The sequence below is a fragment of the Lentilactobacillus parafarraginis DSM 18390 = JCM 14109 genome, from assembly GCF_001435895.1.
In the GTDB taxonomy this organism is placed as follows: domain Bacteria; phylum Bacillota; class Bacilli; order Lactobacillales; family Lactobacillaceae; genus Lentilactobacillus; species Lentilactobacillus parafarraginis.
On record NZ_AZFZ01000012.1, the window covers coordinates 12,935 to 38,850 of the forward strand.

Consider the following 25,916-nt stretch of genomic DNA (forward strand, 5'->3'; position numbering starts at 1 on the left):
GTGACAAAATGAGCAAATCAAGTTATAAAAAATGCCGTTAACCGGCATTTTGATCATTACGGATAATCCCGTTTCGAAGGCCCAGAAAGATCGTTAAAATTAACAGATCAGCCGAACCGCCAAGACTCAAATTTTCCTGCTTGAATTTTCGATTCAGTTCCTTAAGAAACGCAAATCCATCAACGGTTTGACTGCCGCCTAACTCAAAATAGCGGGTCACCCACCGACGCACTCGCACCAAAATATCGGGATCGCCGGAACGTTTGATCAAATTAGAGTCATCTGCATATAACAAAATATGCAATAGAGTATCTAATAACCGTTCATTTATAGTGCCCGTACTTTTTTCGAGGAATGGGTAGGCGTGGTTCATGACCACCGGAAAGCCGGCAGCTGCTTCGCCCCGGATTCCCAGAAAGCCGTACTTCACGTACTGGTACTCGCCAGCAGTCAGGTTGCGAACGTCGTGCAAGTCGCCGTTGGCCAAATCGTGATCGATCAATGCCGCCAGCATTTTTTGAATCACCCGCATAAGCCCGGCATTCCCCGTGGGAACCGCGGCGGGATGGCGATCCTGAAAGGCCGCCGCCGTCAGCGTAATGCCCAGTGAAAAGATGGCTCCCTTGTGTGTATTCACGCCATGGGTGGCGGCAAACATATCCTTCTCCGCTTCAATCCCAGCTGGCCGAATCGTTTGAAAGAGATCTGGCAAGGCGGCCACCCCACCGGAGAACTGTTCGCCAGCGGCCACGCAGGCGTCAAAGTAGGTCCGCAGACTTACCGCCGAATCAATAAACATAAAGACATTCATGTCCGGATGGGGCCCGGCGTCCACCGGATCGACCAACCCGGGCTTGGGATTCACAGAAACTTCGTAGAGCATTGCCGCCAGCGCTGTCGAAACCAGTTGCCTTGCGTGGGTTGTTTCACTCGTTGTCATTAACCGTTCCCGCCTCACCTTTGAATTCTTGATCAAATACTTGTTGAATCACGGCCTGCAGTTCACTGACCGAATGCCGCCGGGAGCGAGCGCATTCCTTTGCCGGCCGCCCACAAATAAAGCACTTGCGAACCGGCAGTCCGAGCTTTGTCCGCGACAGCGCCGTCGCTTGCCCATGACCGAACACGTCGACATCGAACAGGCGACCAAACGCATCCTGATCTTCGAATGCTGCCGCTTGCCGTTTCACAGCTTCAAGAGGCCCGGCAACCGTCAAAAAGGCCTCATTGCCCGTCGGCTTATCCCACTGAGCCACCAACTTCACATCGGCATCCCCCGCCTGAAGCGACTGAATCAGGCTTAATAAGCCATGATTGAACCCCCGATGGAGTTGATCGTTATTTTTAATTGGGCCGGGAATATTCAGCTTGACGGCCAAAATGCTGGCGTCAAGATAATCTGCCACGAGTTGCTTCTGAAAGGCCACCCGGGCGTCCTTACTTTCTAACACGGCGGTGATGTCCTGCGGCTCACCAGTTTCAAACAGTTTGGTCATCAAAATCCCTCCCTTAGTTAGTTTATGTATACAAAAGACCCTGCGTGCCAAGAATTCAGCAGTGGTCTTGTGAGTAAGAGTGTGACGAGGCTCGGTAGGTGCGGTGGCTAAGGGTAAAATGACGGGAATCCCGGTTCTGGATTCTTGGCATTTTACCCTTAGACGTTAGCGCCTGAGCCGTTGCCCCTAAAGGGACTAGGCAATGCCTTCAGCATGGCCGTTGGAACGCGTTTCGGCTAGGTAATAATAGACCGACCACTCCAGTCTCTTCGTTTCCACTAGGTGACAACGAAGCAAACTAAGTGGCTCGTTCATTGCTACCCAGTTGAAACGTGCTCCAAAGGACTGATCCCGGCCGTGTAAGCCCAAAAACAAACATTCCAAGCCCGGGAATCTCTGTTTTTGGGCTTACACTCTGGGATCAAAGCGTCCTTTTCCGCACTCTAATCCTTTACCTCATTAATCGCATCAATAATACTCCCATCGCGATACTCAACCAGGGCAACGGTCCGGTCGGTAAATTCCAGCGGCTTTGGCTTACCAACTTTCTTTTCGGCCATCTGCTGAAGTTCTTCGATCGTGTAAACCGGCACACCAGGTAAGTTTGCGAAGGCTTTTTGCAAGTCCTTGCGCTTTGGGTTAATTGCAATGCCGTATTCTGTTACCAATACGTCCACTGAATCACCTGGGGTCACGTTCGTCGTAACCTTTGGCACAACCGTGGCAATTCGGCCCCGAACAAGTGGAGCGGAAATAATCGTTAATTTGGCAGTTGCGGCATCTTGGTGACCACCAACGGCGCCCCGGATCACGCCATCTGAACCGGTCATGACGTTGACGTTAAAGTCAGTATCAATTTCCAACGCGCTCAAAATCACAACGTCCAGCTGATCAACCATCGCGCCCTTATTGTCAGGATCGGCGTACCATGACGCATCGATTTCCTGCTGGTTCGGATTGGTGTGCATCGAATCAGCGGCGCCCTTGTCGAAGTCCTGAACGTCCATGACGCGGCGAACCAAGCCCTCTTCAAGCAAATCCGTGGTTGGCTTTGTAATGCCACCTAAGGCAAACGATGCCTTGATCTGGTTATCAATCATGGCTTGGCGCAAGTAGCGGGTAACGGCCAGTGCGGCGCCACCGGAACCAGTCTGGAACGAGAAACCGTCTTTAAAGTACGGTGAATGAACAATCACATCGTTAACCATCGACGCGATCTTCAATTCCTTAGGATCCTTGGTAAACCGGGTTGCCCCGGAGCCAATCTTGTCGGGATCCCCAACTTTGTCGACCTTGACAACGTAGTCAACCTGCGTCTGCTTGATGGAAGCCGGCGTGTTGGGGTATGGCATGATGTTGTCCGTCAGCAAAACCACGTTATCGGCATACTGGGCATCCATTAAGGCATAACCCAGTGAGCCAAAGACGGCGTCGCCCTGCATCCCGTTGGCATTTCCTAACTTATCGGCGTTGGGCACTCCCAAGAAGGCGACGTCAATCTTGATATCACCGTGTTCGATTGCCCGGGCCCGGTTGCCATGCGAACGGAAAATAACCGGATTCTTCAGGCCACCGTGAGAAACAAAGTCCCCTAAAGAACCGCGCATTCCGGAACTGGTAATGTTGGTGATGGTGCCCTTCTTAATGGCCTCAATCACGATATCATTCATGACCCCGGTCAATGAAGAGGGTGCCAGCGTCAGGTTCTTGATCCCCTGATCAATAATCACGCGCATCACTTCGTTGAACACAAAGTCCCCGTTTCGGAAGTGGTGATGAAACGAAATCGTCATCCCGTCCTTAACGGTCTTCTTGACAACGTCCTCAATGGAATCCACCAACTTATCGTCACCGGTGGAGACATGAACCTTTGGGGCTACCCGCTGGACTTCCGGCTCCCCAATTTCGGTGCTCTTAAAGCCTTCGTAGTTTAACTGCTTCATTAAATCATCTGGTAATTCGCGACCAACACTATTTTTCAATGTAGTTCCCCTCCTCATCAACTAAGTGAGACGCCTTGGCAAGCATCATAACCCGCTGAGCTCGGAGAACAACTGGCCGGTCAACCATTTGACCGTTCATTGAAATCACTCCAGATCCCTTAATTCGGGCTTCCTCAATTGCATTAATCACATTCTTGGCATTTTCAACTTCTTTTTCGGTTGGTTCGTATACTTTATTGACCATCGCAATTTGCCGCGGGTTAACCAACGATTTACCGTCAAATCCAAGCTGGTGGATGTAACGGGTCTCACGGTAAAAGCCTTCGGTATCGTCCATGTTGGTGAAGACGGTATCAAATGCGGCGATCCCGGCAGCTCGGGCAGCATGGAGAACCATGTTGCGGGCAAACTGTAATTCGGCGCCATCAGGATAACGATGGGTCTTCATATCGGTGGTGTAATCTTCAGCAGACAGCGCAATCCCAATCATCCGATCAGATGCCGCAGCGATTGCCGGGGCATTCAAAACGCCCTTGGCACTTTCAATGGCAGCCATCAAATGGGTGGATCCTTCTTTTCTGCCGAATTCCTTTTCGGCGGCCAGGACATCCTTCTCAAGGGTTTTGACCATATCGGCCGTTTCGGTCTTCGGTAACCGAATCACGTCGATGCCGGCCTTCACCATTGCTTTGATGTCGTTATGGTAATAGGGTGTATCGTCACCATTGATCCGGACAACCAATTCAGCGTCGCCGTAGTCCTGTGTCTGCAAGGCTTCATAGACCAAATCTCGGGCAGCATCCTTCTCAGCCATCGACACGGCATCTTCGAGGTCAAACATAATGGAATCGGCACCATAAATGCCGGCATCCTTGACCATTGCGGGGTTGTTGCCGGGTACAAACATCATTGTCCGTCGTAATCGTTCACCATTTTCAGCCATTTTACAGTACCTCCCATGCAGGTTGGTCGACCGTCTTCAACGCCCGTTGCGCAGCGGCGATCGTTCGGGCCTTAATCACGCAGTCCAAGGCACCCTTGTCGACGGCCTTCACCTTCACATTATCAATATCAAATTTTTTGAGAGTTTCGGTAATCACCGCGTTAATCTGATCACCAAACTGTTTTTTGACATCCGATTCAAGATCGATCTGGATTCCGGATTGACCCTTTGACAGCATGATTTGGATATCTGACGACTCCAAAGTCCCCGCAATTGCGGTCTGCTTAATTTCCATCAATATTCATTCCTTTCATAATGCGTGATTGAAGCTCATGTAAGTTCTCCTTAATAAAATCATAAGTCGAACTTGGCAGCGATTCAATGATATTTGAAAGATCACCGGCCTTAATGGCTTTTCTCACCCGGGTGGCGGTAATGACAGCCCCCGTTTGGTCCTGATTTCTGGGAACTTCAACGACCTGAACATCCGGTGGCAGTTCCCGTTTTAAAGCTTGATTGTACTGGTTGGTTGTCTTGGATAGCGGCTCGGAACCAACGTAACGGGTCGTAATGTGAAGGGCTGGGGCAATCTGGGTCTTAAACACCCGGGCGTCCAGTGCCGTCTGGTAGTCGGTCGCCGTGACGTTGTCCGGCAGAAAATAAGCCGGAAACGTCGCGTAACTGACCATGTAGTCGCCGCCCGCCACCACGATGACGTTATCCAAATCACGAAGCCCTGCCCGAACGAGCTTCAGTCGTTCATCAGCGGTAAACAACGACCGCTCGGCGCTCACCACGAAAACGTACACGAAGTCGTTTTGCTTGGCGGCTTTTTCGACCAGGTAGCGATGCCCCAGGGTAAATGGGTTGGCGTTCATCACCACGGCCCCGATTTGCTGGTACTGCTGATTGGGCACCTTGGGGAGACCATCCAGATAATCGTGAATGTTGGGATCGCCCATTTCAAGAAACGCGGCGACGTCCGTATCCCCCAGCTGCTCAAAGCCGATATGCTGAAAGCTTTCGGAATACCTCTTCTTGGTAAACACAAAGATGTGAAAGATCTGCTGCTGAAACAGCCGGTTCACCAGTTCACCGACAATCGCGTTAAACCGGCTGCCGGTCGTCACGCCCTTGTTGCAGACGCCAACGTATTTCAGGACGTTACCAGCAGCTGAGCCGGTTGCAACCAGGTCATCGCCGTTATAGATGCCGATTGTGAAATCGATCTGATCGACTTCCCGATCACTAAAGTCGGCGATGCCCAATGACTTTAGGAAAGCCTGCCATTTGGCGCGAACCTTCGAATTAGTTAAATTTAAATCAACAATTGATTCATACATTAGTTAGTGATCCTCCACTAATCGGTTACTAATGCGTGATCTTTCTTGGCATAGGAGACTAATGCATTAGTAACGGTTTTAACAACGCCCTTATCAAAGACGCCGGGGACAATTTCTTCAGCCGTTGGGTTGGCAATCATGCCGGCCAGGGCGTTTGAGACCACCGCCTGCAAGTCATAACCAACGTGCTTGATGCCAGCTGATAACAGCCCCTTAAACAATCCTGGGAACACCAGGATGTTGTTCACCTGGTTCGGATACTGGGACGAGCCGGTAGCAATCACCACTGCGCCGGCATTGCTGGCAATTTCCGGATCAATTTCGGGAATCGGGTTGGCCAGCGCGAAGATAATCGGATCAGCGGCCATCCGGCTAACGTCGTCAGCGGTCATCAAATTGGCAGCTGACAACCCGATAAAGGCATCTTTGCCCCTGATAACGTCTGATAACTGACGGTTCTTGAGACTGTCATCCTGACCAAGCTTGGCAGCGAAGTCCCGCTGGTATCGATTATAACGCCCGTCATTCTTAGTGATCACGCCATCCTTATCCACAAGCGTCAGATTGGTAATCCCAACGTGGTCCAAAAGTTTGGCAGTCGCAAGCCCGGAAGCGCCAACCCCGTTGACGACAACCTTCAAGGATTTCAGCGGCTTGCCGGTCACCTTGGCGGCGTTGATTAATCCGGCCAGAACAACGATTGCCGTGCCTTCCTGATCGTCGTGGTAGACGGGAATGTCTAATTCCCGGGCCAGCTGGTCTTCAATTTCGAAGCACCGGGGTGCCGCGATGTCTTCCAAATGGATCCCGGCAAAGGAACCAGCAATGTTCTTAATTGTCCGAACAGTTTCATCGACACTCACCTGATTGACTGAGATGGGAACCGCATTGACGCCGGCCAAGTCCTTGTATAACAGGGCCTTGCCTTCAATCACCGGCAAACCGCCGGCTGGGCCGATGTTGCCAAGTCCCAGAACGGCCGATCCGTCGGTCACCAAGGCCACCAGTTTACCGCTCATGGTGTAGCGGTCCTTTAACTCCGGATGGCTGGCAATCAGCTTGGAAAGGATTGCCACGCCGGGCGTATAGGCTTTTGCCAAGTCCTTGCGGTCATCAACCGGTAATTCAGACGCGATGTCCAATACGCCGGTATGCAGTTCGTGAAGCTTTAAAATATCATCTTTCTCAGTCATATAGGTCGTCTCCCAATTCAAATTCTGCTCTTAATGTCATTAATTCCGCGTGATTTTATCTGATTTCATTGCTCACTAAATAGAATAACGCGTCTTTTAACATTTATCAAATATCTATGGATATTTTTAAATTTGTTAAATCCACAGCCATCATGATTTTAAATTTGAAAAGGAATTCTCTATTTGTAAAAACCTATGCTATAATATTTTTAAAGCCTCACCATTGAAAGGAGCCCGCCCATGAACGACGTCAAACATCAGGAACTCCTGGCCAACATTGCCCAGGACTACTACCTATCAAAGCAAACCGTCACCGACCTATCGAAGAAGTACCAGCTCAGTCGCTACCTCATCACTAAGTATTTAGATGAAGCTTTAGCAAGCGGCCTGGTCAAAATCAGCATTGCCACGCCCATCAGCCGGAACTTCGACTTGGAAATGCGCTTTAAGAAGGCCTTTAACGTGCGGAACGCCTTCATTCTGAAATCTTCAGACACGCCCAACGATGATAACGAAAACATCATTGAGTATGCCTCGGCAGAAATTCAGGATCTCATTCGCCAAAGCCGGATTATCGGCCTCACCTGGGGCGATACAGTGCTCAGCGTCATCTCCCACTTCCAAGCCGAAGTTAGAGATGACATCACCTTCTCGCAATTTGTCGGCAATAACCTCAAGTACACGTCTTTATCTGGCGCCACCCCACTGGTCGAAAAGGCCGCGGCTAAATTTGGCGCGCCCTACCAAACCATGCCGGCACCGCTGTACATCCTCAGTGATTCCGCCAGGGCCGAACTCCAGCATGAGCCGGCGCTGGTCCCGGCCTTTAGCACCGCTTCGAAGATGGACCTGCTATTTACCGGTATCGGCACGTTGGCTTCAGTTGATACGATTCCGGTGTGGAAGCAGCATCAAGCTGAGATTTTTGACGGCGTTGACCTCGATCGGGTGGCCGGCATGCTGTACGGGCGGCCGTACGACATTAACGGCACGATTCTAAACGTCAAGAATGACAAGACGTTTGGCATCCCCATCGACACGGTGCTGGCAACCACCCGTCGTGTCGGCATCGTAAAGAGCAAGTTCAAGGCCCGGGCATTGTTAGGTGCCCTGCGCGGCGAACTACTCACCGACATCGTTACCAACGAAGGGGTTGCCAACCGGGTTCTGCTGGAAATGGGCGGCTAAGGACAATTAAATCAGCATGATCACTGGGTTGCCGTTTACGCGGCAGCCCTTTTTTGGCCTCACCTTCGCAAAAACTTGCGCAGGGCCGTCCAAAACGCTTCCGGCTGTTCGGCCATTACCAGATGGCCACTGTGATCAATGACTTTGGCGCTGCCGTTCTTCGCCATTTTCGCCATCACTGCGGCAAACGCCGGATCAAAGTACGGTGACTGCCTGCCGGCAACCACCAGCAGCGGGATCTTTAATGAAGCAACGATGTCCCGCCAGTCCTGAAACGCATGGTCAACCAGCAGCGGATAATTGAGCTGGGCATCGTAAGGATGAGCCTTGGCGGCGGCCTTCATTTGACTGAAAACGGCATCCCCAATTTTATGAACTGCGGCCCGGCCCATCGGAAACTTCAGGCTGGCAGGAAAACTGTCCCAGGTTAACGATTCAAAGCCGTACTGCCAAGTGGCATCGCTGATCATTTTTGGGGACTGGTCGACATCGACAAATTTGGCAAACCGGCCCTCACCGAACAGTGAAGCGTATGCAAACAGGGTGGCTGCGCCCATCGAACTGCCAATGCCAATCACATTGTCGACGTCGAGATCAGCCAGCAGTTCCGCCACATCCAGGGCGTGACGACTCATCCGCCGCCCCTTTACAGTGTGTTCAGAAGCGCCCTGATTGCGGGCGTCCAGATTAATGACCCGGTAGCCGTTCTCAACTAATTTGGGGATGATGGCGCCGAACACTTCTTTATAGGCCCCAACCCCAGAAAGGAGCAAAACCGTTTGGCCTTGCCCCTCATCTGTGTAGTCGAGAATGACGTGATCACTGGTTTGAAATTTGATCGTCATCCCTCCTCCGAAATTTTAATGAACCATTACCATAAACCAATCACTTTCATCCAAAGAGCCCCAATTCCGATCCAAACGACCAGATAGAAGAGCCCGAGAATGAAGTTCATGCGCCACCAATCAGATTGCTTAACGTAGCCGGAACCAAATAACACGGTTGCGGGGCCACTGGCAAAGTGAGTGGTTGAATTAAAGATCGCGCCGACAAAGCCAAGCGTGATAGCTGCCATAACGGCAGGGGCACCGGAAGAAATCGCAACCCCGAGTAATGCCGAGTACATTGCGGTAACGTGGGCGGTCCCACTAGCAAACAGGTAGTGAGAATAGAAGTAAACCAGTACCAAAATCAACAGAACCCAGATCCAGCTAACGCCGGCAACGGCATTCTTAATGGTCAGAGATAACCACGGAATAACACCCAGAGTGTTCAATTCGGTTGCCATGAAAATCAAGACTGAGAACCACAGTAACGTGTTCCAAGCCCCGGTTTCCTTGAGGATATCCTGAATGGACAGCACCCCGGTGAGCAGTAACAGCGAAACGGCCATGAAGGCAACTAAGGAAGCTTCCATGCCAATAAAGCTGGAAATCATCCACATAATCAGCGCAAAGACGAAGACGCCGGCCATCATTTTTTCAGGTAACGAGAACTTACCCATCTTATCCAATTCGGAATCCGCCCACTCCTTGGCGTTTGGCGTTTCCTTAATCTCAGGCGGGTACATCTTGTAAATGATCCACGGCACACAAATTAACGAAATAATAGCAGGTACTAAACCAGCGATGAACCAAGTCATCCATGGGATGTTAACGTGCAGTGCTTTGGCAAGGGCAACGGCAACAAGGTTAGGCGCCATTGCAGTCATGAACAACCCGCTGGTGATGATGTCACCGTGAAACTCTTCGAAGACCAGGAACGCGCCCATTTTACGAGCGGTCCCGTCCCTTGGATCTGACCCATAGGTGTGAGCCAGTGAATCAATAATTGGGTAAACAATGCCGCCTGAACGAGCGGTGTTACTTGGAGTGGCTGGAGCGGTCACCAAATCAACGGCGATCAGTGAATAGACCAACCCAAGTGATTTCTTTCCAAACAGGCGGACGAACAGCAGCGCGACTCGACGACCAAACCGGTCTTGATGAAGCCCCGTGACAGGAAGTAGGCCATGGCGATCATCCAAACGGTACTGTTACCAAATCCCATGGCGGCGTCGTCCATATCGACTAAGCCCAACGTGACGGTAATCGTAAATCCAAATAGTGCAACGGCGCCAATTGGCATTGGCTGGGTAATGCACCCAACAATGGTCCCAACAAAAATAGCTAACATATGCCAGCCGGCAACTGGAATTCCGGCGGGCTTAAACGGTGTGCAGAGCCATATAATTAAAGCAATGGCAATCGGCCAGATGAATTTCTGGTACTTAATTTTCTCTAAGTGTTCCATACAGAATTATCCCCTTTGTTTGAAACGGATCCATTCGCGATCCCCTTCATTAATTGGTGCAATGAAGATCAATCAACATTTGAGTCAAATCCCCCTTTTGTGAATTTATTCAAATGCCAATCGTTTAGGAAACGGTTTCACAAAAACCACTTGAAATTATGACCGGGCCAACACCTCCCTAAGTGCATTACCAAAGCATTTTTATTGTGACTTCATTAACAAGTATGGGCAAATAAAAAGCAGTGATAATGTTTTATTTCTTTCAATAATACCACTGCTATTGCCGATTATAAAAAGTTTGCATGTTTGGTTATGCGTTCATTAATACTTCCGCCATCTGGCGTGCCGACCGCTTCATCTTGGCCTTTTCGTCGTCTGATAACGGTTCCTCAATTACTTTAGCAATCCCCCGGGAATTAATCAAGGCCGGGTTGCCAATGTAGATATCCTTCAAACCATATTCGCCGCTTAATGGCGCGCTAACTGGCATCACAATATTTTGATTATTTAAGATTGCCCGGGTGAGCATCATCATCCCGTAGGCAACGCCGTAGAAGGTCGCGCCCTTCAAGCCGATGATTTTACCGCCCTTTTTGCGGACATCCACTTCAATTTGGTCAAGGTCATCTTCAGTGATCCCCTTTTCCATCGCAACTGTCCGCAGCGCGCGGCCACGAATGGTTGCTTCATCGTAGGCGGCAAAGGAGCTGTCGCCGTGCTCGCCCAAGATGTTGGCATCGATATCCTGCAGGTTAACGTGGAATTTGTTGGCCAGGGCCACTTGGAACCGGGCGGAATCAAGGGATGTTCCAGTTCCAATCACGCGGGTCCGTGGGAATCCGGAAATCCGTTGGGTAATCGTCGTTAAGATATCAACCGGGTTGGCGGATACTAAGAAGATGCCGTTAAAGCCGCTATCCACAATCGGACGCACAATTGATTCGAGGATGCGGGCGTTTTTAGAGACCAAATCCAAGCGGGTTTCGCCCGGTTTTCGTGGAACGCCAGCGGTAATCACAACCAAATCGGCGTCTTTGGCATCCGCATATTCACCAGCGCGAATCCCCATTGGGCCGGCCATTGGCATCACGTCTTCAAGATCAATCACGTCGCCTTCGGCATGATCCTTGGCAACGTCAACGATCACCAATTCGTCAGCGATCTGAGATTGAATTAATGAAAAGGCATATGATGAGCCAACTGCCCCGTCACCGATAAGCACAACTTTTTTTGATTTATGAATTTGATTTAACATAACGGCATCTCCATTCGTTTGACGTTTTTCTATCCGTCTACAAGCCTGAGGAAAACAACGGTCTTTCTATCCTCTTTGTGAATTCATATACATTGTATGCTATCGTTTTAAAAATGTCAAAACATATCGTTTATTTTCCAAAATTTAAATGCCCATTTGTAATTTTTTTGAGAAAGTAAACGGTTTTTATTATAATTTTAACGTTTTTCTCATTAAAAATGGTTGGGCCATTTCGCCCCTACGCCGCCCTAAAAGGATTTATTAGAAAGCAATGTGAAGGAAATCACGATAAATTTCCTGCTCGGGCTTGCCTTTTTAGAGGCGCGTTGGCTGGGAATACCGTTAGTCTGCATGATCATGATTTGGTTTAAAAAATAATCAGTTAGAAAAACGTATATAAGTCTGAAGAAAGGAAAATCAGTTTAGCCGTGATATAATTACTGTGAATACATCGTGAATACATGGAGGTGTTCCCCTTGAAAGTTAGAGAACAGGGTAATTCATTAGTTGTGACGGTTCCAAAGAAATTTGGGATCAAATCAGGAACCGAAGTTGTCGCGGTTAAGGGCAAGGGAAACTCATTCTCATATGTCCCAAAATTGGCAAATCCGTTTACTGACCCAACCATTCACTTTGGCCATGACCAAGAAGCGTTTCCTGATGATTCGACTGGGCGTGAATCGCTGTGAGCAGGGATTCGTATCGGGGCTATACCCCTGAACAGGGCGATATCGTGTATGTGACCTTCGATCCACAATCCGGTCGGGAAATTAAAAAGCGCCGCCCCGCGTTAGTCGTAAGCGCAACCCCGTATAATCGGGCGACCGGCTTTGTCCAAATCTGTCCAATTATAAGCACCATTCGCCATCGACCAGGATTCTTTACACTGACTGATCAGAAAGCCATCAGTGGTCAGGTTAATGCCATTCAACTCCGATCGGTTGATTTCCTTTCTCCTCATAGAAATATCGTTAAAGTCGAAGCAATCGATCCCAGAACCTTTGGTGAAATCGCCCAGTTCATCAGATTTATCTTTGACTTTGACCAAATCCTCGACTTCGGCGATTAACCGGAATAACGCCAAACAATCCCGCCAAATCCGTCTGACTTAACAGGCAGATTTGGCGGGATTGTTTTCGATTCCTTTAAACACCTAAATTTTCCCAGTTCGATAAACGTGATTCATCAACGACCGGGTTTCAGTAAACTCGTTCTCGTCATGAAGGACCACCGTAATCACGCGGTGATGGCCGGCCTTCTTACCGGTTCCGACGAAGCAGTAACCTGCCAAATCAGTAAAACCAGTCTTTAAGCCGTCAACCTTCAACGACTTTTGCGCGTACTTGCGGCCTGGCAATAGGTTGTTATAGTTGTGCATTGACTGACTGCCAATCTTGACGTTGCCCATCTTGGCGTAAGTCAAAACGCTGGGGTAATCGCTGATAAAGTGCTTGGCAATCAGGGCCACGTCCTTGGCGGAAACCTTATTGGCGTTGCCGCCCGGTGCCGAATAGCCGTATGAACGCAGGGCATTTTGTTCCATGCCGTTTGCGGATACAAAGCTCGCGTGACCGAAGTGCCAGGATTTAGCCTGCTTGTTCATTAGTTTAATAAACCGGCGATTGGCTGCTGGCGTTGAGCCGCCGGCAACCCACTGGCCTAGCGCGATGGCGGCATTGTTCGATGAACCAATCAACGCTGCCTTGTACAGTGAGCGGACGGTGTAGTGATTCTGCTTGAATTTGAAGCCGCCATAAACGCCGGACCGCCCCATGGTCTTCAAACCAGCGTAGTGGGTGTTTACACGACTATTCCAGGTTGCCGAGGTCTTGGCAACCTTTTTATCAACCAGATACAGCGTCATTAGTTTAGAAACTGACGCGATCGCCCGCGGGGTGTTCACATTTTTATGCCAGAGAACCTTGCCCGTACTTGCATCCATTGCCACGGCGGCCTTCGCATACTTTAAGCCAAACGGGGCCTTGCCCTTCTTCAAATGATGGTGCCAAACGTAGCCGCTAACAGAACCGCTGCCGCTTTTAACGCGGTAGTATGTCGCGTTTTTGCCATTATGCTTTAAAATCACTTTTTTGGCGGCATACCAGGTGGTGTAGGGATACGTCTTCAGTGCGTGAAGCCGGCGGGTGTGGTGCAGATTATAAATATAGCCCGCCTTTGAAGCCCGGTGATAAGCGGTCTTTTTCATAGTTGTGGTCTTTACAACCCGATAACCAGCGGCGTGGGCAACTACCGGCTGGTCCATAACGACTGCCGTGGCCCCGAAAATGGCGGCTGCGGCAATCACCCCAATAAATTGTCGTTTCATGAATCATTCTCCTCATTTCGATAATTGATCCTTTTTCTAAAAGATCAGACCAATCTATTATAGCTGATTAGAATTATCAAAATCTGGAAAAATATAATTGTAATGGTTTTGTGACCTCACTGTCGTATTTTCATTTGTGATTTCATACAAAAAATCCGCCGAAATTTTGTAGAAAGTGCTGACCAATTTCGGCGGTAATTAAGCTATGATCCTTTTGTGAAGAGATGCTTCCTGTCGCGTAATGGTCAAAAAAGGTTAAGGTGATCGTTATGAAAGCCATTATTCAGCGAAAGAACTTTTTGTTTTGGGCCTCAATTGTTTTTGCGGGGATTTTTTCGATTTGGGCCGTCGTCAGCCCCACCGGAATGACCGGGACGCTTTGGAATTGGCTTGGCCTTTACAACCGGACCTTTAGCTGGTTTACCATGCCAATGCCGGTGATTCTGCTGCTGATTTGTCTGTATCTGGCCTTCGGAAAATTTGGCAAGATTAAACTGGGCGGCGCCGACGACGAGCCAGAAATGAGCACGTTTGCCTGGATTGGCACCCTGTTTACTGCCGGCATTGGTATCGGCATCGTCAACTTTGGGGTTGCCGAACCCCTGGTCCACTACCTGCAGTCACCCGTCGGAATTGCCGGGGGTGTTTCCCCAGCCCAAGCAGCCGAAAACGGCATGAAATACAGCATGTTTATCTGGGGATTGCCGGCATGGGCCATCTACACCATGGCCGGATTAGTGATTGGCTACTTTGCATACTATAAAGGAAAGAAGTTTCTGCCGGGCGAACCAATTGCCGCCGGGTTCTCTGATAAGGCGTGGGCCCCAAGCGTTGCCGTTCTTGCCAACATTGTCGCGGCTGGCGCGGCCGCTCTGACAATTGCCGCCCACATTGCGATTGGTATTTTTCAAATCCAAAACGCCGTGCATTCGGTCAGCGGGTTCGATATTTCTTCAGCGACCAGTTCGATTGCGTTATTAATTATCATGTTCTTTATTTATACGTTTGCCGCCATTCTGCCGATTCAAAAGGGGATGGCATCCCTTGGCAAAATCAACACCATTGTCGCGGTGATTTTGATGATCTATGTCTTCATGATTACCAACTCGACGATGATTATGCGACTGGTGACTGAAAACGTCCGCCACGCCTTTTTGGACGTCTTTCCAGTCGCCTTCACCACCATCCCGTTTTCTGATCAGACCTGGTTTGGTTCGTGGCCCAACACAATCATGATCTGGTGGTTCTCCTGGACGCCGTTCTTGGGGATCTTTATCGCCCGAATTTCCAAAGGCCGCACCATTCGCCAAATCGTGACCATGTCCATTTTGGTACCGACGTTCTTCCTGATCTTTTGGTTCAGCGTTTTCGCCGGCAACGGCTTCTGGAACACGTTCTTTGGTGATGGTAAAATCATTCATTTTATTGCTAATAACCCGGAGAACGTCTACCTGTCGTTCATCATGGTGCTCAAGGAGCTGCCGGGATTCCAAGTTACCGGGCCAATCTTCCTGTTACTGGTGGTGATCTTTTTGGCGACCGCCACAACGTCGGGCATGATTTCGTTAAGTATCATTACCAGCAACGGCCCGGAAAACGCCCCGAAGACCCGGGTAATTTTGTGGTCAGTCCTGACCACGATGATTGCCTTTTCCAACATCGCCACCGGGACTTTGGACGGCGTCAAAGCTGTCGGCGTCATCATCGGGATTCCGTTTATGCTGTTTGTCCTGTTATCCATTTCCGGCATGTACCGGCAGATGACGCTTGACTACAACCACAATCTCCTGGTAGCCGCTGAAAAGAATCAGCAACTGATTGACCGCGAACACGGAAAGAAGGCGTCATCATGATTCTCATGTTCTTAACATCCAAATTCGTCCCCAACGAACATTTTCCGTTGGACAAAGCCCTTGCCGGCCACGATATCGTGACCAACTTACTGACGTCGCTTGTCATTATCGCGTTTATTGCATTGATTGCCTGGATCGTGTACGAGGCATTCGATCAAAAAAAGGAGGAGTGATCGTCATGGTAAATGAACGTTATACCACTGACCTCCAGCCAAAATTACCGTCATTACCGGTCCCGGAGCTTGCCCAAACCCTGACCAGCTTGGAAATTTGGGCAACCCCACTGCTTAATCAGCAGACAGCCGAAGATTTTTATCATTTGGTCAGACAATTTTCCCAAACGGACGGTCCAATCTTGCAGAAACGCCTGATCAGTTTAGCCCGGCAAACATCGGGCAGCTGGCTTGCCCCCATCTGGGAGGAAAGTTATTTAACCAGCCGTCAGCCGCTGCAAAATTCCACCAACTTTGCCTTCACGGTTGATCCGGCCGTGATTCCCCCGGCGGCCAGCCAAAGCTACCTGGCCGCCCAAATCATTGACCGCTTGACCGGCGCCTACCTGAGCTACGCCACGGGCAATCAACCATTGGAAACCTACCGCAATGGTAATTTGATGGACATGAGTTACTACCAAAACTTCTTCAAGGCCATGCGCTTGGCCCGACTTGGAAAGGACAGCTTTTATCAGGGCGATTCCGAAATAACCAACCAACAGGTGGCCATCATTTCCGGGCGCCAGTTGTATTTTGTGACCGTCACGGACGCGGACGGGCGCCAGTTGCCGGCCGAAAAGATCGCCGCGGATCTCACGGAAATTTTAACTCAACCGGCAAGCGATTCGCCATTTGTCGGTGAATTCACCGGTCTTCCCCGGGATCAGGCCGCTCAACAACTCACCGCCCTGCTAGAAGATGATCATAATCGCACGATCTGGCATGCCGTCAGTGACGCATTGTTCACGGTCAGCTTCGAAACGGCGCCCGCTGATCACAACTATCTTCGAGAAACGCTGCTGGGCGTCACCAACCGCTTTGTGGATAAGCCACTTCAAATCGTGATCTATTCCGATTCCCACGTCGGCTTCGCCATTGAACACAGCCGTGTGGACGGCGTGCCGGCACTGAACCTCATTCAACACGCCCTCACCGGCCTAGGCGATCACTCGCGCTGGTCGATGAAAACGACGCCGCCAAAACCAGTCTCGTTTCACTTAACGCCGGAACTGACCAGTCAATTGAAACTTGCCGCTGATCAAAATCAACGGGTTGCCGGCCAAATAACCATTACAACCGCCGCCTTCGATCACTTCGGCAAGAACCAGATCAAACAATTTGGCGTTAGTCCCGACGCTTTCTTCCACATCGCCCTCGCCCTGGCAATGTATCGGCTGACCGGCACCTGGCAAAGTATCTACGAACCGGTCTCCATGCGCAACTTCTACCAGGGCCGCACCGAAGACGCCCGCAGCGTGAGCCTGGAAAAGAAACGCTTCATTGCCGCCTTTGAGCATCAGGAAGACCCGCGGGATTTGAAGCAACTATTTGAGACAGCCGCCAAAGCGCACACCACCCGCATTCGCCTCGCCCAACAGGGATTCGGCGTTGAGCGCCACTTGTTGGGGCTGGAAACGGTATTCAACCAGAATCAAAATGGCCTGAAGATCGCCAAGACGTTTTTCGCTTCCCCCCAACTTGCAAAGCTGCGAACCGATTTTCTGTCAACGACATCGATTCCATTTCCAGTCATTCAGGGACTGAGCTTTGCCCCGACTTCGCCCAAAGGATACGGCGTTTACTACGGCATTTTAAAGGATGATATTCGCCTAGCGGTTTCCAGCTGGCAGGGAGCCGAATTTTCCCCGAATCAGTGGCTGGTGGCCATCGGCAAGGCCCTTGACGATTTGCATGAAATGGTATTGAGCTGGCCGAAGAATCGCAACCGACTGTGACGCCACGCTTAATATAGTAATAACCGGCTGATGATTTCAGCTAATGAGGTGACGACAACTATCTAGATGTCGCCACCCCTTTTTTGTGCTATCTTTAAGATGAATCAATCGTTGATCAATTGTGGTCATGCCATCGACTGCCATCTCTCACGAAAAGGGGTAATGACTCATGCCAATCCAGTCGATTCTTCATCAACAATTTCGCGTCATTAAAACTGAAGCTGTCCGTTACCAAAATAACCCGTACGATCCTGATCGGGCCCACGACTTGCGGGTCGCGATCCGAACCTTGCGGGGACTGATTAAATTTATCAAGCGGCGGCTGCCCACAACCGTTTATACCGAAATCGACCAGCAGTTGAGTGCCGCGGCGCAAATCTTTGGCCCGGTTCGCGAGCTCGACGTTCTGATCGAAGAGGCCGCTCAATTTGCGTACGATCATCCTGACAAGAACGCGGCCTACCAGCACTTCTTCAGTATGTTGGCTGCCAAACGACACGATGCCATGCAGGCCACCCTCACGACGGCCGTTCAAGACAAATTGGCGACCACTATCACCAATGTCCAGCGCCAGTTAAAGACGCTCGACCTGGACCAACAGGATAACTGGTCAGACTACGTTGAAACCGAAATGGCCCGCCGGAAGAAAAAGCTGGCCAAGGAATATCGCCATCTTGATTTAAGCGACTACCCCGCGGTTCATCACCTGCGCAAACGCTCGAAAACGTTGCGGTACGCGGCCACCTACTTTGTCAATTTGGCACCCAAGAACGCACCGAAAATTCGTCAAAAGGCCGAAAAAATCCAGAACACCACCGGCACCATTACCGACGCCCATATTAACGCCGACTATCTCAAAACCTTTGCCAAGCAAGCCCAGGACCCGCGGGACACTGCGCTGTTATTAAAGATTGCCGATGATCAACTGGCAAAAATTAAGCCGGCCCGCCAAAATAAGGGGGATTCCAAATGAGCGTTCTCACCTACACGCGGGCCTGGTCCGGATTACAAGAACAGACCACCACGTACGTGATTTTACCCAATGAGCTGCCCCAATCCGGCAAGCTGCAGGTCCTGTGGCTGCTTCACGGCTTGGGGGATAACGGCAGCGGCTTTCTGCGTAAAACCAACCTCGAGGTGCTGGATAAGTACACAAATCTGGCCATCATCACGCCGGAAATGAACCGCAGTTTTTATACGAACATGGACCGGGGCCTGCCTTATTGGGATTATTTAACCACCGAGGTCATCCCCACCATGCGGCAGCTGTTGCCCCTATCAACCGCCCGGGCTGACAACTTTGTCGGCGGCGTCTCGATGGGTGGCTTTGGCGCTTTCAAGTTAGCGTTCAGCCACCCCGACTGGTTTAGTGCGGTCATGGCGATGTCGCCGGTTGTCGATTTAACCAGCCTGCCGCAAGTGATGCCGGATTATCAGGAAATCTTTTCGGGTCCCTTGCCAAATCAATATTTGGAAAAGTTGGCCCAGGAGGCCCCGCCGGCAGCCCTCAAAAGTTTAAGAACCTTCTATTGTATTGGCGATCAGGATATCCTGAAACCGCAAAACGCCCGCTTCGTTCGCCGCCTTCAGGATCAGGGGACGCTGACACTTGACCTCAAGACCGGTCCGGGGGATCACGATTGGCTTTATTGGCAGGAAATGTTTCCCGAAATGTTGCGCTGGCTTTTGAATGTGCGGCTGAGTGACGGAGCACCATTGAAAAATCAGGATGAATGACAGAAAAAATAAGTGGTTAGCTTCCAGAATAGTAAGTCTGGAAACTAACCGCTTTTGTTTCACATTTATTTGGCTACCAATCCAAAATACCCAATCACGATCACCGCGAGGATAATGCGGTACCAGCCAAACACCTTGAAGTTATTATGCTTGATGTAATTAAGCAGGAACCGAATCGCCAGGTAGGCAACGATAAATGACACAATCATCCCCGTCAGCAATACCGCCGTCTGCATGCCGGTAAAGACGCCGCCGTGGTGGAAGTACTTATAAAGCTTCAGCAATGACGCCCCGAACATCGTGGGGATCGCCAGGAAGAATGAAAATTCAGTCGCCACAAACCGCGACGTGCCAATCAAAATTCCGCCGAGAATGGTGGCCCCGGATCGGGAAGTCCCGGGTACCAGCGACAAAAGTTGAAACAGCCCGATAATGAAGGCGGTTGAATACGACAATCGGTTCAAATCAGTGAACTGCGGGGTCCGTTTGGCGTTCCAATTTTCAATCACGATAAACAGAATCCCGTACACCAGCAGCATGGCGGAGACGACTGCCCAGTTCATCAAATGCGCGTCCATCCAGTCGTTAAGCAGAAGGCCAATCACGACCGACGGCAGGACGGCCACAATCACTTTCGACCACAGAATCCAGGTTAAGCGGCGCTCATCGCTGGTCTTTTTGGGCGACAGCGGGTTGAGCTTATGAAAGTACAGGACCACCACCGCCATGATGGCGCCGAGCTGAATGACCACGTTGAACATGTCGGTAAACTGTTGGGACTCACTCATTTTGATGAACTCGTTCACCAGAATCAGATGACCGGTGGAACTGATCGGCAAAAACTCGGTGATGCCTTCGACGATCCCTAAAATAATGGCTTTGATAATATTTAGCATGACAAACGACTCCTATTTAATTGATAGTCCAAGCATGCCATAAATGACGCGGCAACGGGGCTGATTTACCAATTGTTTACATATTGGAAACGGACTTTTTACATTCGGGATGCCAGCTGCTATTTTTTCCTTAATTGGTGATGAGGCAAATGTGAATGAGCACCCTTTTTACGTGACCAACAGCCCAACTGACCATTCATTTTGAATCAACTGAAGACTTAAAGAGCCGCGGCTTATGGCTGCGACCCTTTATGATTTAGATGATTATTTTGTCAGGCATTAATTTAGTGAGGAACCCCGGCGTGTTTTGAAGCAGACTAATCCTGCTTGGCTTCATCAAGGTCAACGTCACCGCTGTGGCGCTGCCGATACGCGACCGGGCTTAACCATCCCAGCCGCTCCTTGATGCGGACATAATTATAGTAGTGTATGTAACGCTGAATCGCCAGCTTGAGTCTGGCAAAGCTGTGATAGACCCGGCCATAGTACATCTCGCGTTTCAAAATGCTGAAGAAATTCTCCATGATCGCGTTATCCAGACAGGTGCCTTTCCGTGACATGCTTTGAAAAATTCGTTCCTGCTTGAGCCGCTGGTGGTAGGCCGCCATTTGGTAAACCCATCCCTGATCGGAGTGAAAGGTCCGCCGAACCGGGCAGTCAGCGGTCACCTTCACGGCGTCGTTGAGTGCGGCCAAGATGGCCCCTTCACTGGGTTGTGAAGAGATCCGGTACGAAATAATTTCTCGATTATACATGTCTAAAAAGGCGTCCAGGTAAACGCCCTTGACCTGAAACTGGCCGTTGGGCAGCTTGACGACGTACTTGAGTTCGGTGGTATCCGTCGTGACTTTCTGATGACAAATGGCCGTACAAAACCGGCGGCGCAACCGGTTCTTACAAACAATCCCGACCTTGCCCTGATAGGAATGATAAGTCGTCGAATCCAAGTGAATGGCCCGTTTGGCACATCCCTCAGCCTGAATATGAAGTTTGCGCATCAGGCGCTGAACGTGCTTTTTATTAATTAGGACCCCCTGATCACGCAGGGCAATCGTCACCCGCCGGTAGCCATAGTCCGGATTCTGACGATGAACGGCAAGAATCCGGTCCTCAAGGGCTTTATCAGCGTCAGGCCGGTGAAACCGTTTCTGCCAATACATATAGGTTGCCTTCGGAAATCGAAGGGCCTTTAAAATGTCAGTGAGAATGAACTTTCCGCGAAGGTCGTAGATGATCTGCGATATTTCCCGACGGCACAGAGCCGCCACTTCTTTGCCGGCCTTCGCTACGGTTTTAAAAACGATTGGCGAATGTCAGTTTGAAGAAGCCAGTCACCTAAAAGTTCAGTTTGGACAAATCGCTGGGTCATGTGCGTCACCTCGACTGATGAGCGGGAGTGGTCACCGCGTTGCGTGGTTTGTAATGGATAACGTTAATTTAATTTTATTTTAGTTCACGGCGGGGAATTTGAACAGGGATAAGAATGTGAGATGGGAAGAAAATTGCGGGATGGGGATTGGTTACACTTGATCGGGATGTTGTTTTTGACCCCCACAGGCGTGGGGAATACATTGTACAAGCGCACTTCTGAACCGTCGTACAAGGATCACCCCCACATGCGTGGGGAATACCTGTGGCACCTTCACTTTTTCACTCATAATTTAGGATCACCCCCACATGCGTGGGGAATACAGCCGCTCTCCCAATTAAAGAACGGATTGAAAAGGATCACCCCCACATGCGTGGGGAATACAGTCCTGGAATAGCTTGCCATTTTCCAATGTTGGGATCACCCCCACATGCGTGGGGAATACAATTCTTTTTTAACATTTTAACCCATCCTTTGAGGATCACCCCCACATGCGTGGGGAATACTCTATCAATAAAGGGTGCTTATGCTCTTTCATAGGATCACCCCCACATGCGTGGGGAATACCATTAAAGGGTGCATTAGATAAATCACGAAACAGGATCACCCCCACATGCGTGGGGAATACTTAGCTAATAACTATGGAGCAACTAAATCAGTAGGATCACCCCCACATGCGTGGGGAATACTTATTAAACTCATATTAGTTCCATAGGAGTTCAGGATCACCCCCACATGCGTGGGGAATACTTAAAGAAAACTTTAAAGAGAATATTACAAGTAGGATCACCCCCACATGCGTGGGGAATACTTAAGGATTGTGTTGATAAAAATGGGGTTGGGAGGATCACCCCCACATGCGTGGGGAATACTTAAGGATTGTGTTGATAAAAATGGGGTTGGGAGGATCACCCCCACATGCGTGGGGAATACTTAAGGATTGTGTTGATAAAAATGGGGTTGGGAGGATCACCCCCACATGCGTGGGGAATACTTAAGGATTGTGTTGATAAAAATGGGGTTGGGAGGATCACCCCCACATGCGTGGGGAATACTTAAGGATTGTGTTGATAAAAATGGGGTTGGGAGGATCACCCCCACATGCGTGGGGAATACTTAAGGATTGTGTTGATAAAAATGGGGTTGGGAGGATCACCCCCACATGCGTGGGGAATACTGCTGGAAAAGTTGCAGAGCGTCAGATTATCCAGGATCACCCCCACATGCGTGGGGAATACCAGCGTTGATAGTTTGTGTCATCTCTTTGATTGGGATCACCCCCACATGCGTGGGGAATACTTATGTATTTGTTGACTGGCCATTCAAATATCAGGATCACCCCCACATGCGTGGGGAATACAGTCCTGGAATAGCTTGCCATTTTCCAATGTTGGGATCACCCCCACATGCGTGGGGAATACAATTCTTTTTTAACATTTTAACCCATCCTTTGAGGATCACCCCCACATGCGTGGGGAATACTATTAAAGGGTGCATTAGATAAATCACGAAACAGGATCACCCCCACATGCGTGGGGAATACTTAGCTAATAACTATGGAGCAACTAAATCAGTAGGATCACCCCCACATGCGTGGGGAATACTTATTAAACTCATATTAGTTCCATAGGAGTTCAGGATCACCCCCACATGCGTGGGGAATACTTAAAGAAAACTTTAAAGAGAATATTACAAGTAGGATCACCCCCACATGCGTGGGGAATACTTAAGGATTGTGTTGATAAAAATGGGGTTGGNGCATTTACATGCTGCCTCCTATACATAGAGTAGGATCACCCCCACATGCGTGGGGAATACTTAAAGAAAACTTTAAAGAGAATATTACAAGTAGGATCACCCCCACATGCGTGGGGAATACTGCATTTACATGCTGCCTCCTATACATAGAGTAGGATCACCCCCACATGCGTGGGGAATACTTAAGGATTGTGTTGATAAAAATGGGGTTGGGAGGATCACCCCCACATGCGTGGGGAATACTTAAGGATTGTGTTGATAAAAATGGGGTTGGGAGGATCACCCCCACATGCGTGGGGAATACTTAAGGATTGTGTTGATAAAAATGGGGTTGGGAGGATCACCCCCACATGCGTGGGGAATACTTAAGGATTGTGTTGATAAAAATGGGGTTGGGAGGATCACCCCCACATGCGTGGGGAATACTTAAGGATTGTGTTGATAAAAATGGGGTTGGGAGGATCACCCCCACATGCGTGGGGAATACAGCTGGAAAAGTTGCAGAGCGTCAGATTATCCAGGATCACCCCCACATGCGTGGGGAATACCAGCGTTGATAGTTTGTGTCATCTCTTTGATTGGGATCACCCCCACATGCGTGGGGAATACTTATGTATTTGTTGACTGGCCATTCAAATATCAGGATCACCCCCACATGCGTGGGGAATACTCATATTTTTTGCTTCACAAAGTTGTTTAACGAGGGATCACCCCCACATGCGTGGGGAATACCACCATTGGTACATAAGTCAATTTCATTGCCCGGGATCACCCCCACATGCGTGGGGAATACCGGATGTAAACAATCCCAAGGCTGGATTCCACGGGATCACCCCCACATGCGTGGGGAATACTTGTCGCATAAATAAATCAGCAGTGGCGTATAAGGATCACCCCCACATGCGTGGGGAATACCATGATATGACTGTGGTTGTCCAAAAGTGTTAAGGATCACCCCCACATGCGTGGGGAATACAGTCCGATTCACAAAACTTTATGGCAGGCATTAGGATCACCCCCACATGCGTGGGGAATACTCATAACAATATTCTAAAACGTCTCCCTCGTATAGGATCACCCCCACATGCGTGGGGAATACAAAGTGGTTGTAAAAGGTTCGTTAGTTGGATTGGGATCACCCCCACATGCGTGGGGAATACCATAGAGCAGCTTGCTTCTCTACCCATTTAGCAGGATCACCCCCACATGCGTGGGGAATACCCAATTTTCCGAAAACGTAAAGTTTCCCCACAGGGATCACCCCCACATGCGTGGGGAATACCAACTGCTGATTTAAAGGCTGGAAAAAAGCTTAGGATCACCCCCACATGCGTGGGGAATACCTGTTTTACAGATTGATCCTTTGACACGCAAAGGGATCACCCCCACATGCGTGGGGAATACTTAACCAGAGCGTCTGTCTTGCGGATGAAGATGGGATCACCCCCACATGCGTGGGGAATACTCATCAGTACCACCAGCCCTGATAACGGCCATAGGATCACCCCCACATGCGTGGGGAATACTATCCCCGTTTGCAAAAAGGCGGTTCAGTTATCGGGATCACCCCCACATGCGTGGGGAATACTACTGTTGGACAGTCTTTAGAAGCAATTATTGAGGATCACCCCCACATGCGTGGGGAATACTGGGATGAGGGGAAATCTTATCAGGGGTATTTATGGATCACCCCCACATGCGTGGGGAATACTAATTTCATCGCTCGTTGCCAATGCCCGGTCCAGGATCACCCCCACATGCGTGGGGAATACCGAGTAGTTCACGATTACAGAAAGAATAAATTAGGATCACCCCCACATGCGTGGGGAATACTTGGCTTTCAGCCAATTCAGTGTCTGGGTTTGGGGATCACCCCCACATGCGTGGGGAATACGAACTGATATCACTATTTAAACTTGTATAATCAGGATCACCCCCACATGCGTGGGGAATACGCAAAGAAAATGATGACTTTGTCGCCGGCCAAGGGATCACCCCCACATGCGTGGGGAATACCATAACCAGTAAAAGTGTACCAGTATAATTTGAGGATCACCCCCACATGCGTGGGGAATACTAACACAAAGCCTCTATGCTTTAAAAAGTCTTAGGATCACCCCCACATGCGTGGGGAATACTCCTCTTTAATTTGCTTCGGTGATTCAGTTCTAGGGATCACCCCCACATGCGTGGGGAATACTGTTATAGGACTTTTGAATAATTAGGTATATAAGGATCACCCCCACATGCGTGGGGAATACTTAGTCCACTCTGCTTGTTTGATATAGTTAGTAGGATCACCCCCACATGCGTGGGGAATACAATTGGTTAATACTTTAGGTTTAGCTGGTGCAAGGATCACCCCCACATGCGTGG

Annotated in this window: 20 protein-coding genes, 1 pseudogene and 2 CRISPR repeat arrays (1 of these 23 cut by a window edge); of the genes and pseudogenes, 8 read left to right on the forward strand and 13 right to left on the reverse strand. The window is 49.8% G+C overall.

What is annotated here, in order from left to right:
• Window positions 1-37: 37 nt before the first annotated feature.
• The 7 genes from FD47_RS04435 to FD47_RS04465 all read right to left on the reverse strand — a co-directional run bounded on the left by FD47_RS04435 (window position 38) and on the right by FD47_RS04465 (window position 6,918).
• A complete protein-coding gene (locus tag FD47_RS04435; protein ID WP_054734582.1) occupies window positions 38-940 on the reverse strand; it encodes a triphosphoribosyl-dephospho-CoA synthase in 903 nt (300 codons plus the stop codon).
• Window positions 927-1,496, reverse strand: coding sequence for a citrate lyase holo-[acyl-carrier protein] synthase (gene citX, locus FD47_RS04440; RefSeq protein WP_054734579.1), 570 nt, complete (start codon window positions 1,494-1,496; stop codon window positions 927-929). Before citX ends, FD47_RS04435 begins: the two co-directional genes overlap by 14 nt.
• Before the next feature lie 443 nt (window positions 1,497-1,939).
• Entirely contained in the window at window positions 1,940-3,478 is a 1,539-nt protein-coding gene (gene citF / locus FD47_RS04445) for a citrate lyase subunit alpha (protein ID WP_054734576.1), read from the reverse strand.
• Window positions 3,468-4,382, reverse strand: a complete 915-nt coding sequence (gene citE / locus FD47_RS04450) for a citrate (pro-3S)-lyase subunit beta (RefSeq protein WP_056980100.1) — start codon at window positions 4,380-4,382, stop codon at window positions 3,468-3,470. The genes citF and citE overlap by 11 nt, the downstream gene beginning before the upstream one ends.
• A 1-nt stretch (window position 4,383) precedes the next feature.
• On the reverse strand, window positions 4,384-4,677 hold the full coding sequence (gene citD / locus FD47_RS04455; protein ID WP_054734572.1) for a citrate lyase acyl carrier protein: 294 nt from the start codon (window positions 4,675-4,677) through the stop codon (window positions 4,384-4,386).
• The gene (gene citC, locus FD47_RS04460) at window positions 4,667-5,725 is read right to left on the reverse strand and encodes a [citrate (pro-3S)-lyase] ligase (protein WP_054734569.1); all 1,059 of its coding nucleotides are present in this window, start codon (window positions 5,723-5,725) and stop codon (window positions 4,667-4,669) included. Before citC ends, citD begins: the two co-directional genes overlap by 11 nt.
• Before the next feature lie 17 nt (window positions 5,726-5,742).
• Window positions 5,743-6,918 carry an NAD(P)-dependent malic enzyme gene (locus FD47_RS04465; RefSeq protein ID WP_056980101.1) on the reverse strand — a complete coding sequence of 392 codons (1,176 nt, stop codon included), beginning with the start codon at window positions 6,916-6,918 and terminating at the stop codon, window positions 5,743-5,745.
• Between the two features lie 240 nt (window positions 6,919-7,158).
• Here FD47_RS04465 and FD47_RS04470 point away from each other — a divergent pair, with 240 nt between their 5' ends.
• A complete protein-coding gene (locus FD47_RS04470; RefSeq protein WP_054734567.1) occupies window positions 7,159-8,106 on the forward strand; it encodes a sugar-binding transcriptional regulator in 948 nt (315 codons plus the stop codon).
• A gap of 59 nt (window positions 8,107-8,165) precedes the next feature.
• On the opposite strand, the gene FD47_RS04475 is transcribed toward FD47_RS04470, so the two are convergent.
• The 3 genes and pseudogenes from FD47_RS04475 to FD47_RS04485 form a co-directional block, all read right to left on the reverse strand.
• Window positions 8,166-8,945 (reverse strand): alpha/beta fold hydrolase, encoded by a 780-nt coding sequence (locus FD47_RS04475; protein ID WP_054734607.1) that lies wholly within the window; start codon window positions 8,943-8,945, stop codon window positions 8,166-8,168.
• A 32-nt stretch (window positions 8,946-8,977) separates the two neighbouring features.
• Window positions 8,978-10,398 (reverse strand): annotated as a pseudogene (locus FD47_RS04480) (anion permease).
• A gap of 310 nt (window positions 10,399-10,708) precedes the next feature.
• Entirely contained in the window at window positions 10,709-11,653 is a 945-nt protein-coding gene (locus tag FD47_RS04485) for an L-lactate dehydrogenase (protein ID WP_054734563.1), read from the reverse strand.
• A gap of 467 nt (window positions 11,654-12,120) precedes the next feature.
• Here FD47_RS04485 and mazE point away from each other — a divergent pair, with 467 nt between their 5' ends.
• Both mazE and FD47_RS04495 read left to right on the forward strand, forming a co-directional pair.
• Window positions 12,121-12,342, forward strand: coding sequence for a type II toxin-antitoxin system PemI/MazE family antitoxin (mazE, locus tag FD47_RS04490; RefSeq protein ID WP_225425033.1), 222 nt, complete (start codon window positions 12,121-12,123; stop codon window positions 12,340-12,342).
• Window positions 12,339-12,722: a type II toxin-antitoxin system PemK/MazF family toxin gene (locus FD47_RS04495; RefSeq protein ID WP_054734558.1), complete on the forward strand. Its 384-nt coding sequence runs from the start codon at window positions 12,339-12,341 to the stop codon at window positions 12,720-12,722. The genes mazE and FD47_RS04495 overlap by 4 nt, the downstream gene beginning before the upstream one ends.
• Before the next feature lie 84 nt (window positions 12,723-12,806).
• Here FD47_RS04495 and FD47_RS04500 read toward each other — a convergent pair whose 3' ends face one another.
• Entirely contained in the window at window positions 12,807-13,979 is a 1,173-nt protein-coding gene (locus tag FD47_RS04500) for a D-alanyl-D-alanine carboxypeptidase family protein (protein ID WP_056980102.1), read from the reverse strand.
• 269 nt (window positions 13,980-14,248) lie between these two features.
• On the opposite strand from FD47_RS04500, the gene FD47_RS04505 reads away from it, so the two are divergent.
• The 5 genes from FD47_RS04505 to FD47_RS04520 all read left to right on the forward strand — a co-directional run bounded on the left by FD47_RS04505 (window position 14,249) and on the right by FD47_RS04520 (window position 19,517).
• The gene (locus tag FD47_RS04505) at window positions 14,249-15,832 is read left to right on the forward strand and encodes a BCCT family transporter (RefSeq protein ID WP_054734556.1); all 1,584 of its coding nucleotides are present in this window, start codon (window positions 14,249-14,251) and stop codon (window positions 15,830-15,832) included.
• Complete coding sequence (locus FD47_RS15340) at window positions 15,829-16,005, forward strand: hypothetical protein (RefSeq protein WP_156319448.1); 177 nt, start codon at window positions 15,829-15,831, stop codon at window positions 16,003-16,005. The genes FD47_RS04505 and FD47_RS15340 overlap by 4 nt, the downstream gene beginning before the upstream one ends.
• A 5-nt stretch (window positions 16,006-16,010) precedes the next feature.
• Window positions 16,011-17,780, forward strand: a complete 1,770-nt coding sequence (locus tag FD47_RS04510; protein ID WP_056980103.1) for a choline/carnitine O-acyltransferase — start codon at window positions 16,011-16,013, stop codon at window positions 17,778-17,780.
• Between the two features lie 169 nt (window positions 17,781-17,949).
• Window positions 17,950-18,753, forward strand: a complete 804-nt coding sequence (locus tag FD47_RS04515; RefSeq protein WP_054734547.1) for a CHAD domain-containing protein — start codon at window positions 17,950-17,952, stop codon at window positions 18,751-18,753.
• On the forward strand, window positions 18,750-19,517 hold the full coding sequence (locus FD47_RS04520) for an alpha/beta hydrolase (protein WP_056980104.1): 768 nt from the start codon (window positions 18,750-18,752) through the stop codon (window positions 19,515-19,517). The genes FD47_RS04515 and FD47_RS04520 overlap by 4 nt, the downstream gene beginning before the upstream one ends.
• 65 nt (window positions 19,518-19,582) lie before the next feature.
• Here the strand turns inward: FD47_RS04520 and FD47_RS04525 are convergent, their stop codons facing one another.
• Window positions 19,583-20,413, reverse strand: coding sequence for an undecaprenyl-diphosphate phosphatase (locus tag FD47_RS04525; protein ID WP_054734544.1), 831 nt, complete (start codon window positions 20,411-20,413; stop codon window positions 19,583-19,585).
• Window positions 20,414-20,730: 317 nt separating this feature from the next.
• Window positions 20,731-21,681: an IS3 family transposase gene (locus tag FD47_RS04530; protein WP_162230589.1), complete on the reverse strand. Its 951-nt coding sequence runs from the start codon at window positions 21,679-21,681 to the stop codon at window positions 20,731-20,733.
• Window positions 21,682-21,955: 274 nt separating this feature from the next.
• Window positions 21,956-23,508: a CRISPR direct-repeat array (repeat unit 28 nt; unit sequence GGATCACCCCCACATGCGTGGGGAATAC).
• Between the two features lie 64 nt (window positions 23,509-23,572).
• Window positions 23,573-25,916: a CRISPR direct-repeat array (repeat unit 28 nt; unit sequence GGATCACCCCCACATGCGTGGGGAATAC) (it continues 68 nt past the right edge of the window).

Excerpts from the sequence above, each read along its gene's own strand:
- FD47_RS04435 (WP_054734582.1), bottom strand. The coding sequence starts at position 940 with ATGACAACGAGTGAAACAACCCACGCAAGGCAACTGGTTTCGACAGCG.
- citX (WP_054734579.1), bottom strand. The coding sequence starts at position 1,496 with ATGACCAAACTGTTTGAAACTGGTGAGCCGCAGGACATCACCGCCGTG.
- citE (WP_056980100.1), bottom strand. The coding sequence starts at position 4,382 with ATGGCTGAAAATGGTGAACGATTACGACGGACAATGATGTTTGTACCC.
- citD (WP_054734572.1), bottom strand. The coding sequence starts at position 4,677 with ATGGAAATTAAGCAGACCGCAATTGCGGGGACTTTGGAGTCGTCAGAT.
- citC (WP_054734569.1), bottom strand. The coding sequence starts at position 5,725 with ATGTATGAATCAATTGTTGATTTAAATTTAACTAATTCGAAGGTTCGC.
- FD47_RS04465 (WP_056980101.1), bottom strand. The coding sequence starts at position 6,918 with ATGACTGAGAAAGATGATATTTTAAAGCTTCACGAACTGCATACCGGC.
- FD47_RS04470 (WP_054734567.1), top strand. The coding sequence starts at position 7,159 with ATGAACGACGTCAAACATCAGGAACTCCTGGCCAACATTGCCCAGGAC.
- FD47_RS04485 (WP_054734563.1), bottom strand. The coding sequence starts at position 11,653 with ATGTTAAATCAAATTCATAAATCAAAAAAAGTTGTGCTTATCGGTGAC.
- FD47_RS04500 (WP_056980102.1), bottom strand. The coding sequence starts at position 13,979 with ATGAAACGACAATTTATTGGGGTGATTGCCGCAGCCGCCATTTTCGGG.
- FD47_RS04505 (WP_054734556.1), top strand. The coding sequence starts at position 14,249 with ATGAAAGCCATTATTCAGCGAAAGAACTTTTTGTTTTGGGCCTCAATT.
- FD47_RS15340 (WP_156319448.1), top strand. The coding sequence starts at position 15,829 with ATGATTCTCATGTTCTTAACATCCAAATTCGTCCCCAACGAACATTTT.
- FD47_RS04510 (WP_056980103.1), top strand. The coding sequence starts at position 16,011 with ATGGTAAATGAACGTTATACCACTGACCTCCAGCCAAAATTACCGTCA.
- FD47_RS04515 (WP_054734547.1), top strand. The coding sequence starts at position 17,950 with ATGCCAATCCAGTCGATTCTTCATCAACAATTTCGCGTCATTAAAACT.
- FD47_RS04520 (WP_056980104.1), top strand. The coding sequence starts at position 18,750 with ATGAGCGTTCTCACCTACACGCGGGCCTGGTCCGGATTACAAGAACAG.
- FD47_RS04525 (WP_054734544.1), bottom strand. The coding sequence starts at position 20,413 with ATGCTAAATATTATCAAAGCCATTATTTTAGGGATCGTCGAAGGCATC.